This is a genomic window from Cupriavidus alkaliphilus (assembly GCF_900094595.1).
GTDB classification, from domain to species: domain Bacteria; phylum Pseudomonadota; class Gammaproteobacteria; order Burkholderiales; family Burkholderiaceae; genus Cupriavidus; species Cupriavidus alkaliphilus.
Genome location: NZ_FMAD01000010.1, coordinates 114,350 through 135,248, shown reverse-complemented (window position 1 = coordinate 135,248; position 20,899 = coordinate 114,350). Strand labels below are relative to the sequence as shown.

The 20,899-nt window shown below is 59.9% G+C and carries 17 protein-coding genes; 9 read left to right on the top strand and 8 right to left on the bottom strand.

The window, feature by feature from the left end; genetic code table 11:
- Positions 1 to 91: 91 nt before the first annotated feature.
- Together GA0116996_RS20725 and GA0116996_RS20720 are read left to right on the top strand one after the other, a co-directional pair.
- Positions 92 to 583, top strand: coding sequence for a very short patch repair endonuclease (locus GA0116996_RS20725; RefSeq protein ID WP_341845115.1), 492 nt, complete (start codon positions 92 to 94; stop codon positions 581 to 583).
- Complete coding sequence (locus GA0116996_RS20720) at positions 580 to 1,746, top strand: DNA cytosine methyltransferase (protein WP_092315360.1); 1,167 nt, start codon at positions 580 to 582, stop codon at positions 1,744 to 1,746. The genes GA0116996_RS20725 and GA0116996_RS20720 overlap by 4 nt, the downstream gene beginning before the upstream one ends.
- Here the strand turns inward: GA0116996_RS20720 and GA0116996_RS20715 are convergent.
- The 4 genes from GA0116996_RS20715 to GA0116996_RS28100 form a co-directional block, all read right to left on the bottom strand.
- On the bottom strand, positions 1,730 to 2,392 hold the full coding sequence (locus GA0116996_RS20715) for an Eco29kI family restriction endonuclease (protein ID WP_092315358.1): 663 nt from the start codon (positions 2,390 to 2,392) through the stop codon (positions 1,730 to 1,732). The genes GA0116996_RS20720 and GA0116996_RS20715 overlap by 17 nt on opposite strands.
- 472 nt (positions 2,393 to 2,864) lie before the next feature.
- The gene (locus GA0116996_RS28105; RefSeq protein WP_141693752.1) at positions 2,865 to 4,016 is read right to left on the bottom strand and encodes a hypothetical protein; all 1,152 of its coding nucleotides are present in this window, start codon (positions 4,014 to 4,016) and stop codon (positions 2,865 to 2,867) included.
- The gene (locus GA0116996_RS20705; RefSeq protein WP_092315354.1) at positions 3,976 to 5,139 is read right to left on the bottom strand and encodes a hypothetical protein; all 1,164 of its coding nucleotides are present in this window, start codon (positions 5,137 to 5,139) and stop codon (positions 3,976 to 3,978) included. Before GA0116996_RS20705 ends, GA0116996_RS28105 begins: the two co-directional genes overlap by 41 nt.
- 343 nt (positions 5,140 to 5,482) lie before the next feature.
- A complete protein-coding gene (locus GA0116996_RS28100) occupies positions 5,483 to 6,793 on the bottom strand; it encodes a hypothetical protein (protein WP_141693751.1) in 1,311 nt (436 codons plus the stop codon).
- 1,096 nt (positions 6,794 to 7,889) lie between these two features.
- Here GA0116996_RS28100 and GA0116996_RS20695 point away from each other — a divergent pair.
- The 4 genes from GA0116996_RS20695 to GA0116996_RS20680 all read left to right on the top strand — a co-directional run bounded on the left by GA0116996_RS20695 (position 7,890) and on the right by GA0116996_RS20680 (position 10,125).
- Positions 7,890 to 8,219 carry a DUF1484 family protein gene (locus GA0116996_RS20695; RefSeq protein WP_092315350.1) on the top strand — a complete coding sequence of 110 codons (330 nt, stop codon included), beginning with the start codon at positions 7,890 to 7,892 and terminating at the stop codon, positions 8,217 to 8,219.
- Between the two features lie 338 nt (positions 8,220 to 8,557).
- A complete protein-coding gene (locus GA0116996_RS20690) occupies positions 8,558 to 9,106 on the top strand; it encodes a PAAR domain-containing protein (protein WP_092315348.1) in 549 nt (182 codons plus the stop codon).
- Positions 9,107 to 9,109: 3 nt separating this feature from the next.
- Positions 9,110 to 9,805 carry a hypothetical protein gene (locus tag GA0116996_RS20685; protein ID WP_092315346.1) on the top strand — a complete coding sequence of 232 codons (696 nt, stop codon included), beginning with the start codon at positions 9,110 to 9,112 and terminating at the stop codon, positions 9,803 to 9,805.
- Positions 9,802 to 10,125 (top strand): hypothetical protein, encoded by a 324-nt coding sequence (locus tag GA0116996_RS20680; RefSeq protein WP_092315344.1) that lies wholly within the window; start codon positions 9,802 to 9,804, stop codon positions 10,123 to 10,125. The genes GA0116996_RS20685 and GA0116996_RS20680 overlap by 4 nt, the downstream gene beginning before the upstream one ends.
- 54 nt (positions 10,126 to 10,179) lie before the next feature.
- Here GA0116996_RS20680 and GA0116996_RS20675 read toward each other — a convergent pair whose 3' ends face one another.
- Positions 10,180 to 12,822, bottom strand: a complete 2,643-nt coding sequence (locus GA0116996_RS20675; protein WP_092315558.1) for a bifunctional diguanylate cyclase/phosphodiesterase — start codon at positions 12,820 to 12,822, stop codon at positions 10,180 to 10,182.
- A gap of 208 nt (positions 12,823 to 13,030) precedes the next feature.
- Positions 13,031 to 13,864, bottom strand: coding sequence for a YdcF family protein (locus tag GA0116996_RS20670; protein ID WP_092315342.1), 834 nt, complete (start codon positions 13,862 to 13,864; stop codon positions 13,031 to 13,033).
- Positions 13,865 to 14,245: 381 nt separating this feature from the next.
- Between GA0116996_RS20670 and GA0116996_RS20665 the strand changes: the two genes are divergently transcribed.
- From GA0116996_RS20665 to GA0116996_RS20655, 3 genes are read left to right on the top strand one after another with little or no spacing between them, the layout of a single operon-like run.
- Entirely contained in the window at positions 14,246 to 16,030 is a 1,785-nt protein-coding gene (locus GA0116996_RS20665; protein WP_092315340.1) for an OmpA family protein, read from the top strand.
- Positions 16,031 to 16,055: 25 nt separating this feature from the next.
- Complete coding sequence (locus GA0116996_RS20660) at positions 16,056 to 17,555, top strand: hypothetical protein (protein ID WP_092315338.1); 1,500 nt, start codon at positions 16,056 to 16,058, stop codon at positions 17,553 to 17,555.
- Positions 17,530 to 18,423, top strand: a complete 894-nt coding sequence (locus GA0116996_RS20655; RefSeq protein ID WP_167355534.1) for a hypothetical protein — start codon at positions 17,530 to 17,532, stop codon at positions 18,421 to 18,423. The genes GA0116996_RS20660 and GA0116996_RS20655 overlap by 26 nt, the downstream gene beginning before the upstream one ends.
- 46 nt (positions 18,424 to 18,469) lie before the next feature.
- Here the strand turns inward: GA0116996_RS20655 and GA0116996_RS20650 are convergent, their stop codons facing one another.
- Together GA0116996_RS20650 and kce are read right to left on the bottom strand one after the other, a co-directional pair.
- Positions 18,470 to 19,777, bottom strand: coding sequence for an MFS transporter (locus tag GA0116996_RS20650; RefSeq protein WP_092315334.1), 1,308 nt, complete (start codon positions 19,775 to 19,777; stop codon positions 18,470 to 18,472).
- 120 nt (positions 19,778 to 19,897) lie between these two features.
- Positions 19,898 to 20,830 (bottom strand): 3,5-dioxohexanoate:acetyl-CoA acetone transferase, encoded by a 933-nt coding sequence (gene kce, locus GA0116996_RS20645; protein WP_092315332.1) that lies wholly within the window; start codon positions 20,828 to 20,830, stop codon positions 19,898 to 19,900.
- Positions 20,831 to 20,899 lie beyond the last annotated feature (69 nt).

The window sequence follows — 20,899 nt, the reverse complement described above, 5'->3', positions numbered from 1 at the left end:
GCCGCCGTGGGGACCAAAAAAGGGCAGACCACCAAGGCGCTGCCTTTTTTTGTTGCACAGCTGACTCCGCTGTCGCCTTGCGGTAAGGTTCATGTTTTGGATGAGCGTGCCCTCAGGGCGCGTTTGGCATTGTCGGTGTGGCCATCGTACGAGATTTAAGCGAAGGTGCATGGACACTTTGACTCCAAGGGAACGCAGTGAGCGAATGAGCCGAGTGCGGTCGACTGGCACACGTCCAGAGATGGTCGTTCGTCGGATTGTGCATGGCATGGGTTATCGCTACCGTCTTCACAAGAAGGACTTGCCCGGCAAGCCCGACTTGGTGTTTTCTTCTCGGAAAAAGGTGATCTTTGTCCATGGATGCTTCTGGCACAGACACGCCGACCCCAATTGCCGCTTGGCACGGCTGCCCAAGTCACGATTGGACTTCTGGCTACCGAAGCTTGTTTCGAACGCAGAGCGCGACGCCAAGACGCAAGAGCGACTGGAAGCAATGGGCTGGCAAGTAATGGTTCTCTGGGAATGCCAAGTGCGCGATACCGAGGCTCTCAAAACTAGGATTAGCGAGTTTCTAAATTCATGAATGCAGTCGAACTTTTTGTAGGGGCTGGTGGGCTAGGCATGGCGGTCAGCCAGGCAGGCTTTAAACCTCAGCTCGTGGTCGACTGGGACCAATGGGCATGCGACACCATACGCGAGAACCAGAAGGCAGGGCTCGAGCCCTTCGTGAGTTGGCCTCTGATTCAGGGAGACGTGCGACAAGTCAACTTTTCGGAGATCAGTGGTTCCATCGACATCGTAACTGGTGGACCACCGTGCCAGCCTTTCTCAATGGGCGGCCGGCATAGGGCCTACCTTGATGACCGAGACATGTTTCCACAAGCCATTCGCGCAGTGAGGGAGCTTCGGCCCCGGGCCTTCGTTTTTGAAAACGTCAAGGGATTGACTCGTGCCAGCTTCGCGAACTACCTAGAATACATTCGTCTCCAACTTCGGCATCCCGAGGTTAAGGCAAAGTCCAAGGAAACTTGGCACGAACACCTTGACCGTTTGGAAGACTACGAGACTCGTGGAAAGTACCGAGGCCTTCAATACAACGTCGTCATGCGGGTATTGAATGCGGCGAACTACGGAGTTCCTCAGAAGCGTGAGCGGGTACTTATTGTCGGATTCCGAGCCGATACCGGCGTGGAGTGGCACTTTCCGGATCACACCCACTCGCACGATGCGCTGCTGTGGTCCCAATGGCGAACCGAGGAATATTGGGACAGGCATAAAGTCTCCAGGCGCAGTCGTCCCAATGACGCGAAGGGTAAGGCCCGTGCAATGAGGCTACGTGAACAACCTGTCGAGTCGCCATGGCTGACGGTGCGGGACGCAATCGCCGATCTTCCCGATCCCGAGCTGCACCCCTTGCTCGCGGCAGCACGGTTTTCCGACCATCGCTTCCAGCCCGGTGCTCGCAGCTATCCGGGACACACGGGCAGCCCGCTCGATGAACCTGCCAAGACTCTGAAGGCCGGCGTCCACGGTGTCCCTGGCGGTGAGAACATGCTTCGTCGGACAGATGGCTCCGTCCGCTATTTCACTGTGCGCGAGTCTGCCAGACTCCAGACATTCCCTGACGAGATGATCTTCCACGGCTCCTGGAGTGAAACAATGCGCCAACTCGGGAACGCTGTCCCGACGAGGCTCGCTCACGTTGTCGTGCAGAAGGTGCGCGACCGTCTCACAGGAACCGTCTGATCTTCTCCAGCATCTTAGCCGAGCGTGGATCCCCGGGCTCTGCCGCGAGCTTTTCGATGCTCTCGGCAATCTTCTTCCGCGCAAGTTGACCGCGCTCAACGGTACCCGTTGGCCGACCGCCGCGGCCCGGGTGAAGCGAATCCCACAGGGACGGGCGGCCTGTCATGCGTTCGCCGCCGACAACCTTGCTGCCGAACCCCATGCCGTTCCACGCGGGGCGGAAGGTCGCAATGAGCACTGACTCCGCGAGTGTGATGTACGCATCGTTCAGTACGAGGTAGCGGCAGCGGAAATCCTCTAGCCGGAAGTCCGGATCGATTCCTGCCTCCTCGATGGCGCGGATTGATTCAGCATGTTCGCCAAGCCTCTCCCAGATCTTGGCCTTGGTCGTGGGTCTGGGATTGAAGCCTTGTTTTGCGTTCTCACGCACCGCCTTCCCAATGTAGACAGGGTACTTTGTGCCGCCTGCGCCATCGAGGCCGAGCAACGCCGCATACGCGGAATGGCTACCCGTATAGTAAAGGGCATAGACACCAGCCCCAGCGAAGGACGTAGGAGGGGGCAGGGGGTAGAGGGGCTGATCCAGCAGCTCGACAGCGAGAGTGACGCCGACATTTTCTACGGCGAGGGGATCGAAGGGCTCCATTTCTCACATTTTGGACACAAATGTGACAAGACTACCCCAATTCCTTCTCGCGAAGCTAGACGGCGTAGAAATCGACGCTTAGCCGGGCATGCGCGTCTACAAATCGGAAGCGGGGGGAACCCCAAGCGGGGGGAGCTCCTACAAGGCGCCGTCTGTAACAGCGCGGGCGAGGGGCAGACCTGCATCGGAGCTGCCCAGTGCACTCAAGCAAATCAGGGTTTGCAGTGTCTACTTGGCAAGAAGACGATGGACAACGAGATTCTCCGTGAGGGGGCGAGGGTGATGGAGTTGCGCACGGAGCTAGGTATGCCAACGACCCGGACCTTGCGGATTCGGTTCGGAGTGCCACTGTACCTTCCGAGTTGCGGCTATCGTCGGGTCTCGGGAAATGAGCGTGAGCGTGCGGAGTCCGGCATGCGCGCATGCCCATACGATCCCAGTCGTGTTCGTCCATGAGCTGGGCTAATCGCAATTAGACCGACTTGATCTGCTTCGGTCGAGCTAGTAATCGTGGCATCGCCGATACCAACTCCGCATTGATAATCTCAATCTTTGAGAGACTCCCTGTTGGAATCGAGCGATAGTTGTGAAAAATGAGATTTCTGACATCGTAGACTAGATCGCTCACCTGTTCGCTTCGAAGAAATTTCCCGGAATCAGCAAGCAACTCTTTACACGCAATCCCCAAGTCCTTTAGGAGTCCTGCGTTCACGCCCGCCGCATCGATAGATGCCTTGATTCTATCCCGTTCCGCGCTCAGTTTCTGAACTTGATCTAGAATCTCGCGAAGATCCGAAGCAGTCCCGGTGAATTTATTGACCGCGTCTTTAAACCCAGTCAATCTCTCGGTAAATATCATCTGCATCAACATCTCGAACACTTGATACTGCAGCAAAAATCCGGCAATAGAATTTTGCTCATAAGGCAACATGGCCGTGTAAAGATTCTTCAGGTATCCTTCCCCCAAATATGGGTCATGAACTGGCGGGATTCGAAGATCTTTTCCGGTGGGTAGGGTTTTAAATGTAAAGCCGCTACTGACCTGGCGCCCTGGGATGTATAAAGAATATCCATATGAAAATAAGCCAGGCAGGTATCTCTCAATGTCAAAATCCGGAAATGCTCGAGGATTGACAACAAGCAGTGAAAGGCAGGGATCATAGAAATCGGAAATGACATACTCTCTAGCGGACGTCAACGGGGCATCTATCGAGTAGCCGTTCGTATCTGAAAGCAGGTCCCAAAAAACCGATGCAGCTACCGCTTCGAAGTACTCGTCCTCACTCCAGATGTGTTCGCGCGAACCTATAGCATTGATTGGCGTTATAAGACCGACCCGTTCATCAAGAGCCGTATCTCGTAAATTGAAAATTTGCCCTTCTCTGGGATCCGTGCTCGCTAAAAAGAAAATCAGGTAGTCTTTCGAGTGGTGACTGACGTACTGACTCGTGACAGAAATATCAGACTCAAAATCGTTCGAACGCGCGATCGCATGAACCCTGTTTCGGTCCGTCGTACACCACATATCATGGAAGGCTGCCGACTCCCCATTGTCAGTACGTATTTTTAGCACGATGACACCTTCAGAATACTTGGCTCTTGTATTTCTGAAGAGCAAGTGCAATGGCATCTGTCAAATTTAGATGGCCATCACTTGAGGGATTAAATAGCTCGCGAAAGTAATATTGAAAATACATGCGCTGTGCATTGCCGATTTTTTTGGCGTTTTCAGAAATCCATCGCATTGTTTTGTTGAACTCCGTCAAGAAGCTCAGCGGTTCGGATCCCAAATTAATCTCCTGCAAGACCGCCATTACATCGGGGAATCCGTTGATTACGGCATTGTCTTTCAGCTTTCCAATGGCCGCACCAAATCCTGCGAGCGCTTGTTGCTTCTTGAACACCTGTGTGCCAGTTCTCCCCCATGCGCCGCCCTCGGTTCCCGGCTCATCCTCGAGAAGCTCATCTCCCGTCAAATCGTTGATTCTTTGGATGAAACGATTAAACGATGTTACGTACTCCCGAAACAAGTCCTTTTGGGAATTTTCCTGCGAAAGTTTTTCGAGGCTCTTTATATTTTCGAGGAGATCGGCGCGCTCAAGTGGTAATTCATTTCTTTCGAGATAACAGTTAAAACCTTCTATTACTTCTTTGAAGTTATACGAGCTGAGCCCCTTTGCTTTCGATCCATCGACTTCTCGCATCAGGGAGACTCCGTCGATCGGCTCTTTGGAGTAGTCCAGATAGAGCATCTCGATCTGCTGGCGCAATGACATTGGGGTTTGCCCAGTGTTTAGCGTAAGCATTCTATACAAAATGCCGAGTCGATTAATTCCGAGATAAATTTCGCACCTTATCGGAAGCTTTCGGTACGCGGCTAGACCGACCTCATCGCCTTTTCGATTCAGTTCATCTTCAATATCTATGAAGGAGTGAGTGCGCTGCAGCCCGTCCAGAATCATTATATTTCCGACGTGCCTTACCAGGGCATCGCTCAGGTTTTCATTGGTTAACTCAGTTGGTTCGGAGGAAGACAGTGCTAACACAATTGGCGGTATCACGCAGCCTTGGGCCGCATCCGTCTTGAGCAAAGAATAAACAGTCTTTGAATTGGATACACGTTTTCGTTGGAATTCATTATTATCTAGAACGCGTCTGGCTAGGTCGATATAATCACCGATCGCTATCTCGATAAGATAATTCGTTGCATTGATGCGTCCGTCATGCAATTTTGATGCGATTCGCATTTCTATTTCCTTGGAAGTAAAAATCATAGTAAGGTGCGAATCAAGCCAAAAAATTGGCAGGATACTCAATCTGTTTGATCATAAACTAAAAATTCGTTTGATAACGAAAACCGGTGAGAAACGTTTGATTCGTATATTACACTTGGCGGAAAAGACACACAAGGTTTGAAGCCGCTATATGTATTCAGAAAGCCCGTCTCTTGGTGTGTTGAAGCCTTCTTGCGAACTCAAGCGAGATTCGCATTGAATAAATATATGGATTGTCCTGGCGATAAAGGAAATATGGTGGGCGTTAAAAATTTGGATTTAATTTTCTGATAATTGATCAATTCTAGCACACCGTTCATGCAATCCCCCGACGCCACATGTCCTCCTGTTGAAGCCGTCGTTCAATGTCAATGCGCCAGCTGGCGTCAAGCACATCATCATGAAATCGCATTAGCATAAAGTCGACTGAGATCGTCTTCGTGCTGTAGGGTTCAAACGCAATACCAATAACTTCCCGGATCTGCGGAAGCCGCAATTTGCATCCCTCGGCATAAGTTACCAGTTGATATTGGCGAGCCTCTCGATATTCATCGTAATTCACCTTGGAGGGTTTCGGCAGCGAAATCACGACGTACGCTCGATCCTGACTCCCGCTTGCCTTTACGGCCGTTGCGTAGCGCTTGCCGCTTCTCCCGATCTTGCGGGCACGATGTAGAACCGCGCCTAGGTGAGTGCGCATGTGGCGGGGTTCTTCAGCCATTGCGCGCAGAACAGTTTCCATATCCGTGATCGATTGGGATTCGTCGATGCTATACGCCGAACCCGCCAATATGTGGGAGATCTGGTACTCAATAATATCATCCCATAGATAACTGATCTTTCTCGCCTTCAGCTGCTTTCGATAGGGGCGGCTTGATTTGAACTTCTTCCATTCACCTTCGCCAATAACTGCTAGCGCCCCTTCAGGGACCTCGGGAAGGCGGCGTGCTTGTTTCAAATAGAAAGCAAGCAGTTCCTCTTCGCCGAGGACGAGAAATTCAGCATGTCCGCAGGTGAGATGCCTTTCTTTTTCGTCCAAATACGCTACAAAATCCGCAATGGTGTCAAGTTCTTGTAGGACTATATCTAGTGTCTCATCATCGAATACGTGAACCATCTTGCGACATGAAAGAGGCCAACCCACGTTAAATGGATGGGCCAAGTGTTCGCTGCCACGAATCTCAGTATTCAGAATGAGGCTACCAGAGCTCCCTTTACCCGAAGCGTCCCAATGTGCTTTTGCATGTTTCGCGGAACCTTTCGCCACCGCGATGAGATGGATCTTCAGATGCTCATGACGGACAAGATCCAATGGCAATTGCTGCCTGCACTGCCGATCGACAAAGATGCGACCCGGATAGCGTCTCACCCATGCCTCAGCCCCGGCAAGCTGCTTGGCTGATTTCTCTATTGCTCGCCTATACCAGCGATACCACGCTACTTTGGGATCGGCATGCTCGGAGAACTCGCACTCCTTGTCAGAGAACAGGAGTATGTGATCGCCGAACACAACAAGTAGGTCGCACAACTCTTTACCGTCGCCGGTCCCACCTCCTCGCCCTTCGTCCGTATAAACGTTTGGGTAGCTCCACAAGGTCAAAAACGCGCGGCGCGCGAGCTTGGTCAAATATCGCTCCGACTCAGTAGCACCGTGTTGACGCCAGGCTTCCTGCCACGGCGTCACGGAATACGCAGGTTCGTCAGCGAAAGGTAGTGCTTTCATTGTTCGTCAGGGATCAGCCATCGAGTTCGTCGTCAGACGAGGCTGAGCGGTGCCTGCTCACGCCCATAGGTAGGACTGATCACTCAGTATGTCAAAATTAGTTGCTAATTGGTTGGTCTGATTGACCCCTCCGACGTGGGTGCTCGAGAACGATTTGTCGCCGAAACAACGACGATCAGGTTTAGCAGCCTGCCCAACACACGCCGGACGGAGCCGCGCAGCGGCTCCTTTTTTGTCCGTCGCCCATTGGCCGACGGCCAGCGGCGCGCTTGCGCCATGCTTTGCTCCAGTCTTGCCATCAACGTTGGCGAGGCCTCGCAGTCCGGGAAGCCGCAACCGAGCACGACGATGGCTGCGGGCGGCGATGCACGGGGCATGGCGGGTTCCATGCCGCTGCGGATGCCATGGAAGAACCATCCCACGGTCACCAGCCACGCGGCAAAGGCGCCCCAGCCTGCCGCCCAGAGCCATTGGCGCCACGGCTTCGCCGCGCGCCATTGCGCCTCTTGCCGTCAGCGCCATGACAGCCCGCGAAAGGCCGCAGTCGTCGGCGCGGCGAAGAAGCGTAAAACTGATTTGCCTTCGTCCTTGGCCTCGTACATGGCCAGATCTGCCTGCATCAGCAATTGGTTCTGGCCGATGCCGTCCTTGGGCTAGATGTTGATGTCGATGCTCGGTGTCACAAATACGGTTAGTTCCGGTTGGCCGGCTCGGTTGTTTTGAGAATCCGCTGCATTGTTCCCGGCGACTTGCCGTTGGAGACTGTCAGTGTCGCCACACCAATGGTCGACCAGGTTTGACAGCCTGACCTACACACCGGACGAGCTACGAAGCGGTATCCTCTCGTCTTTCGCCAACGCACGCCCATACGGGCGGGTCGCGGCGGGGGAGCCTTCGGGCTCGCCGGTTCGTGTGTACCGGTCTGTCAACCCTGCCTCGTGCTCGCCCACCCGATTGACAGCGGACGGCGAGCCTCCATCTCTTACACACGGAGGTCGCAATGACTAGCAACACCCCAGCTCCCCAAGAGCCCACCCTCGCCCAAAAACAAGCCCAGCTAGCCGAAAACCTGGCCAAAGTCGACCGCGCCCAGTTCCGCCGCCGCGCCAAGGCTGCCCCACCGCAACCCAGCAAAGCCGTCACCCTCGATGACCACATCCTCGAAGTTAGCGACGATCTTCTGCGCGTCAGCGCCGGCTTCCAGTCCGTCCTGACCTTGCTGGACCTGCAGGCCGGCGATACCCCTGACAGCATCGGCCTGCACGCCCTGATTTCGCCGCTCAAGCGGCAAATCGACCGGTGCGCGGATCGCCTGCAGGCGCTTGCTTGACGAGGGACAGGCCTGCGCAATGCAGGCCTGACAGTAAAACGGCGCGAGCTGGTCTCGCGCCGCTTTGGTTGTGGCCCGGTGGTTGTGCTGCAAGTTGATGCATCGGTGTCCAGTCAAGCTCAAGCCCAAGCCCCCGATCACCGAAACCTGCTTGTGCGTGTTGTATCAGCCATGGGCGAATACCCTTAAACACGTTGCCGAGAATCAGGCACATGCGTCTTGCCGAAAATTCCGCCTATCGCTTGGACTTTTCGTGTACCCAGCGAATTCACGTTTCTGTATAGCTGAGAGGCCTTGCCCCATACGCTGTATTGACCTGAACTCCCTGGAGAGGCGCCATGCCAGATTTTCGTTATGCCTTGCGGAACGGAGACAAGACGAGCACAGGCGGTGTGCTCATCGCCGCAGGAACAACCATGTCACATCACGGAGCCATCGTCGGCATCGAAGGTGACTATGCCACCTGCCCGGCATGCAAGAGCGGCGGACGCGTGATGAACGATTGCTACCCATCCTTTGATATTGGCGGAAAGCAGATTCTGGTGAGCGGCGCACGGGTCTACTGCAAATGTGCAAGAAGACCTGTTGTCCTGCCGTCGCAAGCGGACTTCGCGATTGAGGTGTGCAGTACGGGGGCGGAAGCCGCAATGCCGATGCCGGAAGCCGTTACCGCGTGGCCTCTCTTTCAGTGCAACTGTCCTCAATACGATCAGCAGATTCAATTGCTGGACGGAGTGACATCCGTGCCGCTGACCCACCGGAAGTATCGGGTGACGGGGGCTGTCGGATATTTTGAGGGGCGTACTGATGCCGGTGGCTTCACCAGGCAGTTCGCCGCCGACGCAGCTGAGATCGCGAAGCTGGAAATCTACGGTGAGGACGCCTGAGCCATGCAGCCAGTAAAGACCGTGAATGTTCAGCTGACGCCGATCGAGGACAGGAGCCCGGTCAAGGTCTATCTGCTGCGACCCTGTGGCACGCTTTACTGGGGCGGCGCAGGGCTTGACGGTGCGTATGTTCAGCCTCAGTTGGCAGCATTCCGGAAGGCGGGCATGGCGTACTGCTTTGCAGGTTTGACGAATTCAGCCGCTGCGGACATTCCGGACGCGCTAAAGCCGGCTGGAACCATATTGGATGCGATTCGTTCCGGCTTAAGCATCCGCTACCGTGATGATGGCGAGTGGACGATCACCAGCGGCATGGCCGCGGAGGCGCCACAATTCAACCTGATCGGATACAGCTACGGTTCCCTGCTGGCGGCGCAGACTGCATGGTCCTATGCGCGCGCTGGCCATGTCATAGACCACCTTGTGCTGGTAGGCTCACCGATAGACAAGGATTTTTTGACTGACCTTCAACAGCACAAGAGCATACGCAAAGTTGTGATAGTCGATCTGACCCGCTTCGGCGATCCCATCTATGCAGGCATGCCATGGGCTGACCTCGTTGCGTGCGCACCGCAGCTCGCCAGGCAAATGGTAGCTGGGAGAGGCGAGGGCCATTTCTACTATGCCCATGTCGTCGTCGACAGCGAACAGCGATGGGCTGCACTGGCACAGCGGCTGGCATCAGAGGGATTGCGATGAGCCTGAAACCGCTGCTTGTGCGCAGCGTCGATCTCGTGGCAGTGCTCCTGGCACTGGATGGAGTCATTTACGCGGCGGCACTGCTGTTGACGCCGTTTCAGCGCGGCGACTTGTATACCGGCGCGCCTGTTGTATATCTGGCGGCTGCCTTGCTGGTCGCGGCGTTGCTACTGCTCCTGGGATTGGCCGTGGTTCTCATCGCATGGTTTCGGCGACATAGGTATCGCAGGCGTCTGGCCGCCTCATACATCGCTGGCGTCGTGGTATTTGCACTTGGCCTCGCGCTTGGGCATGGCTGGATTGCATTCAGGCTTTCGTGAGCGCAAGGACGAAGCGCAGATGAGCCCCGGTGCCACTGAAGCACGCCGCTCGCCTCAAGTCACCGCACTCACAAACGCCTCAAACGCCCTAGCCTCCACCGGCGGACAAAAGAAGTGCCCTTGCCCGTAATCGCAACCCGCAGCCACCAGAATGTCCCGCTGCGACTCCGTCTCCACACCCTCCGCAATCACCCGGATGCGCAGCGCATGCGCCATGCTGATGATGGCGCCGCACAAAGCCACGTCGTCCGGCCCCCGCGTCAGCGAGCGGACGAAGGACTGGTCGATCTTGATGTAGTCGATGTCCAGGCGCCGCAGGTACGACAAGGACGAATAGCCGGTGCCGAAGTCGTCGAGCGCGATCTCGATGCCGGCCGCCTGGAAGCGGGAGAGCTGGTCCATGACATCGGCGTTCTGCTCCATCAGCGAGCCTTCGGTGATCTCGATGACGAGGCTGCCCACCGGCACGTTCCTGCGCTCGATCATGCTGGACCAGGACTCGGGCCCGCTCGCAGGCGCGCAGAACTCCACGGGTGATTTGTTGACCGAGATCTGGAAGCCCTTGCCCAGCAGCACCTGCCAGCGCGCAAGCTGGTCCAGCGCTTCGGTCAGCACCCAGCGGCCGATGTCGATGATGAGGCCGGATTCCTCCGCAACGGCGATGAAATCGGCCGGGTGGATCGGCCCGCGCACCGGATGGTTCCAGCGGATCAGGGCCTCGGCCTTGCAGATCTTGCCCGTGCTCAGATCGACAATGGGCTGGTAGTGCAGCGCGAACTGCCCGGACGCCAGCGCCGTGCGCAGATCCTGCGTGATGCGCAGGCGCTCCCGCTCCACCTGCAGCAGCGCCTGGGTGAAGACCTTCCAGCGATTGCGGCCCTCAGCCTTGGCGGCGAACATCGCCTGGTCGGCGCACACCAGCAGGGCTTCGGCGTTGTCGGCATCCTTGGGCCAGGTCGCCACGCCGATGCTGGCCGACACCACAACCAGCTCGCCAGCCAGGCGGTAGGGCGCGGCAATCCGCTCCAGGATGGCCTTGGCAATGTCCCCGGCAACGCCGGCATCGCCCACCGCGGGCAGGATCACGGTGAACTCGTCGCCGGCCAGCCGCGCCACGGTATCCGACGCGCGCACCGATGCCGCAATGCGCCGCGCCGCCTCCAGCAGCAACAGGTCGCCCTGGTCGTGGCCGAGGGTGTCGTTCACCTCCTTGAAGCGATCCAGGTCGATGAACAGCAGCGCCAGCACATCCTGCGTCCCGCGTGAGCGCTCGATCTCCTGCTCCAGCCGGTCGAAGAACAGGCGGCGGTTGGGCAGATCCGTGAGCGCATCGAAATTCGCCTGGTGCCGGATGACTTCCTCCGCCTGGCGTTTCTCGGTCATGTCATGGATCAGCGCAACGCGGCGGCGCTCGCCATACGCGTGGGCCAGGTAGGTATCCACGGTCAGGTAGGCGGGAAACTCGCTGCCGTCCTTGCGGCGGATGAAGAGTTCGCCGCTCCATCTGCCCGTGGCCGCCACGGTGGCCCGCAGGCGTTCGACCAGCCTCGCCGCATTGCCTGCCCCGCTGACGCTGTAGCCCGGGCTGCCCCTGATCTCCTCGGCTGTATAGCCGGTGGCGGCGGCAAAGGCCGGATTCACGTCGATGATGGCGCCATCGAGCGAGGTCACCATCATGGCCTCGCTGCTGGATGAATAGACCAGAGAAGCCAGCTTCATCTCCTCCATATGGCGCCGTCGCTCCCCCATGGACCGGCGCAGGCTGTAGTACAACAGGCCAAGCAGCAGCGTGGAAGCCATGGCACCGGCCAGGGCCACGCGGCGATAGACCTCGTAGGGCGCCAGCACCAGGCTGACCGACTCGCCCACCACGAAATTGAGGCCGAACTCTGGCAAACGGTAATAGCCGAAGATCCGCTCCACGCCTTCGGAGCCCGACACCGCCCGATAACTACCGGACGGCGGCGACCCGCTGGCGAGGTACGGTCTGTTGCTGACCGCCCTGGCCAGCGTGCCTTCCAGGGTCGGCACGCGCGCAAGGACCTGGCCGGAAGTCTTGATGACCGACGCCACTTCGCCATCGCGGTTTATGAACGTCTGCGCAAAGCTGGCGAACTGCTCCGGACTGACCGAGACCACGATGACCCCATCGAAGCTGCCCGCGCGCAGGATGGGGCGCGTGAACTGGATCGACCATTTGCGCGAGACCTTGCCCTTCACCGGGTCGCTGATGAACAGCATGTCGCGCCCGCCCGCGTTCTGATGGACCCGGAAATGCTCGCGCCCGCTCAGGTCGACCTTCTGGCCGGGCGTGGGCGGGGCGATGGACGAGTAGATGAGCAGGCCATGCTTGTCGATCACCGACACCTGGAACGACAGGTCCACCACCAGGTTCTCCCGCTCCCGCACCATGTCGATGAATCCCGGCTGGCCGACCAGCCAACTGGCCCGCAGATCGAGCAGGAACTCGGACAGCCGCAGGATGCTGGATTTCGAGTACGCGCCGAACGCCTGGGCCTGCGCCTGGGTACGCTCCGCGGCGTCATGCAGCAAGCGGTCCCGCTCGCTCACGAGCTGAAACGCCACGAACGCCCATGTTGCAATCAGCCACGCCGCCGCCGCCAGGTTCAACGGGGAAAAGGCCTGGCGCAGGCGCTGCAGCGCCTTGCCATAGCGGGTGGTCGAGCGTTCTGGCATCAAATGGGTATCGCAGCGCAGCGAGTGATTGATAGCCATAGCAGGCTAGTCGAGGTCAGCGAACCCGACAAGCTGCACGCACTCTAGTCCCGTGCTCACCGCGTGGAGTCGCCCTGACGTGAGACGAAAGCGTCACGTCGCCACCACGCTCCGCTCGCAAACGCGAGAGAGATTGGATGTGCGGGACGACATAACGGACGCAAAAGCCTCAATACTCCCTCAACGCCCATCCGCTGATCGCTGCGAAGTACTCGCGGAGCCAGGCGTTATATCGAAGGTAGAGCGGCGTTCCAGCACCGACTCCGGCGACTTTGCCAAAGCCAGCCTTCCCGGCGATCTTCACCGCCCGCCGTACATGGAAGTCGCTGGTCACCACCACAACGGGGGCGGTGGCATCGACGCCCTGCCCCTCCAGCAACCGCCGGCTGAACACCAGGTTCTCCTCGGTACTGGTACTGCGTCCTTCGCGAATCACCCTGTCCGCCGCCACCCCACGCGCTACAAGGTAGTCCGCCATGATGTCCGCCTCGACACATCGCAGCCCGAAGTCCTGTCCGCCACTCACAACCACCTTGGCCTCCGGCCATCGCTGCGCCTGCACCAACCCCTGATCCAGCCGCGCAATCAACGTCGGTGATGCCTCGCAGTTGGGCGTGCCTGACCCAAGAATGACGATCGCCTTTACCGAAGTCCCTGCTGGCGCGGGGACGCCCATGCCGCTGCGGATGTCATAAAAGAACGCCCCGACAGTCGCCAGCCACACAGCAAACGCAATCCAGCCCGCGCGCCAAAGCACCTGGCGCCGGCGATCTGACTTCCGCCACCGGGCCACTCCGTCCCAGCACAGGGCGAGCAACAGGAACGCGATACCAATAGACCCCGGCAACACAATGCCGAAGTTGAATAGCCCCATTCCCATCAGCGCGACGGCGTCGCCAAGCAGGACCGCGCCAACCAGCGCCAGGGCAAGGCGGATCCAGCGCGCGCTTCGTTTCACTGCAGGGTGCTCCAGATGGTCGATGGAAAGATTATCCAACGGCATACATCGCAGGTGGAACCAGGCGGTAACCAAGACGAGCCAGCTTCGCAAAGCTTTCGGCAACGTTTACGAGCGCGGGAACGTGGAAAGTGGCCTCCTATTGAGGGCCTGTCGCAACGGATGGCCTCACTGCTTTAGTCGCAACGCTGTGCCCGGCGGTTCGGTTCGTACCCCACTGAAGCATGGTCCCTGGAGGCTTGGCACGCATACCACCCGCCACTAACATCGACGGCCGGGCCAATGCCTTGCCCATTCTCCTATCAGCGAGCCCCCCATCCGCGGGCGGACCTGCCCTCAAGTTTCCCGAACGTCTGCCGATATCCTCGTAGCGCCCCATTGTGCCTGTCATTGGATCGGGCAAGGCGCTCCAGGGAACAGAGGTCGATGCACAAAGAGAGGAAGACGGTTGGCGGCTCACACCGCGCGCCACAAACGATGGCAAGGGCAGCTACACGCAACGTGTGGCGGTGGACCAGTCTGGCGGTTGCCTGTTCGATGGTTACCGGATGCGCAACCGCGCCGGGAGCCTATCTGAAAGAGACCTTTGCCAGCGATGACCCTTGCTCCAATAACGCCCGCAATATCGGGATTGCGGCGGGTGTTATCGCGGGGGCCGTGCTTGGCAATGTCGTATCGAGCAACAAGAAGGTGGGCACACTGGTCGGCGCAGGCGTCGGTGCGGCGTTAGGCGGACTGATCGGGGCCGACATGGATCGCCGCCGTTGCGAGCTGTCGCGCATTGCAAAGAAGCACGGGCTGGATGTCACGATGGTCGACATTGCAGCCGACGGCAGTGCGATGGCGCCGGCATCGCGGGAGCGTGAGCAAGGCGGCATCGGCATGTCCGTGTCGGTGCGCGACACCGGTACCGGCGGCACTGCCCAGTTTGCTTCCGGATCCAGCGCGCTCGCGCCGGAAGCCCGAGTTGCCTTTGCGGAAATCGCCCAGCAGTACGCGTATGCGGCGCATGCCAGGCAGCTTGGCCCCCAATCCTCGGCACAGGAGCGGCAGGCCGTCGAGGCGCTGAAGTCGCGGCGCATCCTGCTGATCGGGCATACCGACGATACGGGCAGTTCCAGGCTGAACGCTGAGCTGTCGGAACAGCGTGCGCGTGCCGTTGCGGCACTGTTCCGCGATGCGGGGGTGGCGGAGGCGCAGCTCTACTACCAGGGCGCGGGAGAAACGATGCCGCTGGCGGACAATCGCGACGAAGCGGGGCGTGCAAAGAATCGCCGCGTCGAAATCGTGGATGTGACCGACGAAGCGGCCTTTGCCACGTATCTCGACGCGCGCCGGCCGAACGTGGCGTTCTATCGCGAGTCTGCCGCGGAGCCAGTGCAGTCCGGCAAGGAAGGCGGTGAACCGAGGGGCGCCACACAGGCGAAAGCGGCAGCGACTACTCGCCACGGTGACCAGGTGAAATCACAACCCTCCGCGCGCAACGCTTCGAACCGCCCGCCGCAGCAAGGCGAGGCGCGTAGCGATGCTGGAAAGGCGCGGGCCGATGAACGGCCAGCCATGGCTTCCGGCGCCAGCCCTGGCGCGCCCGCTGCAGCGCAGAAGAAGAGTGCTGCGCCGCAGGCACGTATGACAAGCGCCCCGTTGATCGATTTCGGTGGCACGCCTTCGGGCCGCAGCGCGATGGTGCCGGATCTCGGCAAGCTCGATCGGCCTGGCGGCTTCGCCTTGATCTCCTCTGCGGTAGCCGACACGCCGCTGGCACGCTGCGACCAGGACCGGCCACGCGAGGCGCGCGCCGTCAAATCGCTCAGCAACGACAAGGCCTATCGCACCGCCGACTACATGCCCGGCCTGTACGACACCAGCTGGTCGGATACCGTCAATGGCCATCTGGTAGCGCTGAAGGGCGTGGCGGTGTTGCGCGACGGCGGCGCGCCGGCGCGCCGCCCTGAAGTGCTGGTCTATCAGGACTACCACGAAGCAAAGCAGAACCCGGATCTGCGCACCGAGGCACAGGTGAATACCTATCGTGGCGACAAGGGCCTGCTCTATCGCGTGTTCGTCAACAAGGCGCCGCTGCAATGCCTGGACATCGTGATCCCGCACGCCTCGCCTGACCATGCGCGCGGATCGTGGCTGCGCTACGACAAAGACGGCAACAGCTACTCCGCCGCATTCAATCCGCGCATGGCTGGCGGCAAGATCTGATTAACGAACGATAAAGATCAAGACAATGAGTCAATGGATCAATGACAACCTTGCGGCGCTGAACTCGGCGCTCGCTCTCGCGGTGTTGCTGATGGTGTACCTGGGCAACAAGTTTCGGATCGACTTTGCATTGATGAACCTCTGGTACAGCGTGCCGCTGATCGGCAAGATCGCGCGTCTGTCCCGCGATACGACGCGCTTTGCCAAGGACAAGTCCTGGACCTTGTCCGAACGCACGCTGTGCGACGCATACAAGCAGTTCATTCATTTCACCACGGAGGAAGAGTTCAACAAGCGGCTGACCTATCTTTCCAAGGCACATGACCTTGGGCGCTCGCCGACGCCGGGATGGATGATGGGGCTATTGTGCGTGCTTGTGCTGGCGGAAGGCCTGGGCTTCTCGTACATGCTGGGCACGTGGATGGCCGGCGAAGGCGGCAGCGAGAACGCGCGCCAGTTGCTGATGTGGGCAATTGTGTTCGTGCTGTGCGTGATCTTTGTGTTCGTGATGCACAGTGCCGGACACCAGCTCTACCGCAGCAACCTGATCGCCAAGGCCGACTCGGAGTGGCGCGGCGAGGGCCAGCCGGGAAAATTTGCCAGCCACAACATCAAGCTGAACGATCCGCAAGAAAAGGACGATGCTGAGCCCGAGTACAAACAGTGTGTAAACCGCGTGGGCACCAGTCGCAGCTATTTCATGGTGGGCGTGGCGGCGGTCATCATCGTCTTTGTCTCGGTGGTTTCTACCGTAATGCGTGTGAAGCACCTGGAAGCCGAGCGTACCGCGCAAACCGCACTGGTCTCCGAAGCGCCCGGCGCTGGTAATCCGTTCGACAAGCTTGGCCAGTCTCTGCCGGACGAACTTCGCCAGGCCCAGCAGAAGGCCGACGACAAAGCCATGGCCGACGGCCATGCCGCTTATGCCGACGAAGGTCTCGCTGCCTTCCTGATGCTTGCGTTCATCTTTGCAATCACGCAGTTGGTCGGCATTGCGGGCGGCTACAAATGGGGCTTCGCCGGTAAGGAAAGCAAGGCGGCCTACCGCGGCACGGGAGGGTTCTCAACCTATGATGATTACCTGGCATTCTTCACGCCGCTCATGCAGGTCGCTCAGTCGAAGCTGCAGACCTTGCAGCAGAAGATGAGCGAACGGCGCGCCAACGATGGTCTGCGGCTCGAACATACCTTTGACGACTACCTGATGGATGCGCGCGTGTCGCGCGCGCGCGTCACCGCTGCCGGCAGTGCGGCGCAGGCCAGCATCCCCTCGGCCGCTGAAAACTTCACTGACACTGCGAGTGTGCTTGCGCGCATCGACGCCATGACTGCTGCCGGCCGCAAGGCGGATGCAGTGGCGTTGCTCCAGAGCCTGCCGGACCCTGTGCGCAACGACGTCACGGCGAGCCTTGCTGAGCGCAAGGCGGCACAGGAGGCCGCCCGCCGCGCCGAGGAGCAAGCACGCAAGGAAGAAGAGGAACGCAACAAGGAGGCCGAACGTGCACGCCTGGAAGCACTTCTCTGACATGGCGAACGTATCCGCCGCAGGCATACGGCAGGGCGCGGCATGGCTGGCCCTTGCTACCACATTGCTGTGTGGACCCGCTCTGGCCGCACCCGACATGCCTAGCTGCTATGCCGCCAACCAGCTCGGCATACCGGCATCGGCGCAGCGCGCGGTGTTCCTGATGATCGACCAGACTACGGTGTTGGACGATAAGCTCGTTGCGGAACTGGGCCGCCACCTGCAGGGCCTGCTAAAGCCAGGAACGACATTCCGCGTCTACAGCTTCTCCGCCTATGCGCAAGGCCGCTACCTGCAGCAGTTGGCGGGCGGAACGCTGGAGGCACCACTGCTCGACCAGTCAGTGCGCGATGCCACGGCGGTCAGGACACTGAAAAGCTTCGATGCATGCCTGAAGTCGCAATACGCTTACGGCACCAGGCTGGTGGCGGACTCGGTTCGGGAAGCCCTGCAAGGAAGCAGCGAAGCGCTGGCCCGCTCTGACGTGCTGGCAAGCGTTGCCGCGGTATCGCAGGCGGTGCGCGAGGTGACGGCGCAGCAGAAGACTGTGCTCATCGTGTCTGACATGCTGGAGAACTCGTCGGTCTCGAGCTTTTACAGCCAGGAACGCATGCGGCAAATCGACCCTGCGCAGGAGTTGCGCAAGGTCGAGAAGGCGAACGTGCGTGCGGACTTTGGTGGGGCGTCCGTGTATGTGATGGGCGCCGGGATTGTTCCAGAGCCGAAGGGAGCGCGTAACGCAGCGGCTTCCTATCGCTCGCCGCAAAGCATTGAGGCGTTGAAGGCGTTCTGGGAAAGCTTCTTTGGAAGAAGCAATGCCCGGCTCGATGGGTTCGGTGCTCCGGCGTTGCTGACGCCGATTCGATAGTGATATTAGGGTGGGAGGCGATTGAGCAGGCTCCACGGTACGCCTGTCAACGCTCCTGCCCCTGCCGCAGCGCAGGCGCCACCGCACACGCCACCAACAGCAGCGCCGCCATGATGATCAGCCCATTACGCGTGCTCCCGGTCGTCTGCTCGATCACGCCCATCACCGACGGCCCGATGAATCCTCCAATCAGCCCGCAGGTATTTATCAGCGCCAGCCCGCCCGCCAGCGCCACACCCTTCAGCCGCGACGACGGAAACAGGAACACGATCGACTGCACCACGAAGAACATCAGCGCGGTCAGCGAGAAGCCCACCAGCGCCATCACCGGACCGGCGAAGGCGGCGATCAGCAGGCCGCCGGCCATCACCGCCAGTCCCAGGCACAGCAGTCGGCGGCCGCGGCCGGGAGTATTGGCATGGCGGGGCAGCCAGGCGGCGCCGATGGCGGCGGCGATCCACGGCAGCGAATTGAGCAAGCCGATCTCCACGGGCGTGAGCTTGCCGTAGGTGCCGATGATGCCCGGCAGGAAGAAGATCACCGTGTAGATCGAGATCTGGTGGCAGAAGTAGATGAAGATCGCCAGCCAGACCTGCGGATCGCGCATGGCGCCCAGGAATGAGTGGCCGGCCTTGCCGGTGCTGGCATCGGCGGCTTCCGCGGCAAGACGGGTGCGCACGGCCTGGGCCTGAGCGGGCGTCAGCCACGGCGCGCTGTCCGGTCCGTCGGGCAGCTTCTTCCAAACTACGGCGGCCAGGAATACGGCGGGCAGGCCTTCGAGCACGAACATCCATTGCCAGCCCTTGAACCCCCAGATGCCGTCCATGGCCAGCAGGGCGCCGCCCAGCGGGCCGCTAACGATGTTGGCGATGCAGACGCCGAGCAGGAAGTAGCCCACCGCCCGCGCGCGATCTTCGCGGCCGAACCAGTAGGTCAGGTAGAGCATGACGCCGGGAAAGAGTCCGGCCTCGGCCGCGCCCAGTAGCACCCGCATGATGTAGAAGGAAGTCTCGCCCTGGACAAAGGCCATCGCCGCGGATAGCAGGCCCCACGTCACCATGATGCGTGTGATCCAGAAGCGCGCCCCGACCCGATGCATGATCAGGTTGCTCGGGATCTCCAGGAAGGCGTAGCTGAGGAAGAACAGGCCGGCGCCCAGGCCGTAGGCGGCGGCCGAGATGTTCAGGTCGACCGCGATGTGGGTCTTGGCCAGGGCGATGTTGGTGCGGTCCAGGAAGCTGATCACGTACGACAGCACCAGCAAGGGCATGAGCTTGCGGAACAGTAGCGCGGTCAGCGGGCGGTCGGTCGGCGCGGCCAGCGGCGGTGCGCCCGAGGCGGGTACGGTCTGCATGGGTGTGGTCTCCATCGGCGGATACGGCGCCACGCGCGTGGCGCGGGCTTGCCATTCGGCCTGGTTGATGTCTTTCGGTGATCGATGCCTGCCCGGGCCGCGCCGTGGCGGCCCGGCGGTTCAGAAGGCGGTGCCTGCGGCGCCCTTGAGGTCGAGGATGTCGCGGGCTTCGTCGGGGGTGGCGACGTCGATGTTCAGCGCTTCCAGCACGGTCCGGATGCGCGTGACCTGCTCGGCGCTGGATGCGGCCAGCTGGCCCGGGCCGATCCAGAGCGAGTCCTCCAGGCCGACGCGCACGTTGGCGCCCATTGCAGCGCCGATGGTGGCCAGCGGAATCTGATTGCGGCCGGCTCCCAGGATAGACCAGCGGAACTGGTCGCCGAACAGGCGCTGCGCGGTGCGGTGCATGTGCATCAGGTCTTCCGGATCAGGCCCGATGCCGCCCAGGATGCCGAACACGGACTGGATAAACACCGGACCCTTGACCAGGCCACGGTCTAGGAAGTGCCGCAGGTTGTACAGATGGCTGATGTCATAGCACTCGAACTCGAAGCGCGTGCCGTTGGCATTGCCGATGCGCAGGATGTTCTCGATGTCCTGGTACGTGTTCTTGAAGATCAGGTTGCGGCTGTTCTCCAGGTGTTCGCGCTCCCAGTCGTGACGGAAATCCTTGAAGCGCTCCAGCATCGGGAACAGGCCGAAGTTCATCGAGCCCATGTTCAGCGAGGCCAGTTCCGGCTTGAAGGTGGTGGCCGGCAGCATGCGCTCTTCCACCGTCATGTGCGGGCTGCCGCCGGTGGTGATATTGATCACGGCGTTGGTCTCGGCGCTGATCATGCTGAGGAACGGCCGGAACAGCTCGGGGTCTTGCGACGGGCGTCCGTCCTTCGGGTCGCGGGCGTGCAGATGCAGGATGGCGGCGCCAGCGCGTGCCGCGTCGATGGCAGCGCTGGCGATCTCGTCGGCCGTCACCGGCAAATGGGGCGACATGCTGGGCGTGTGGATGGCGCCGGTCGGGGCGCAGGTGATGATGGCTTTGGCTCGCTTGGCCATGGTGGTTCCTTGATCGGGTTGGGTCGGAGGGTGGGCCGCGGATATCCGTCGGCCCCCGCAAAGCGCCGG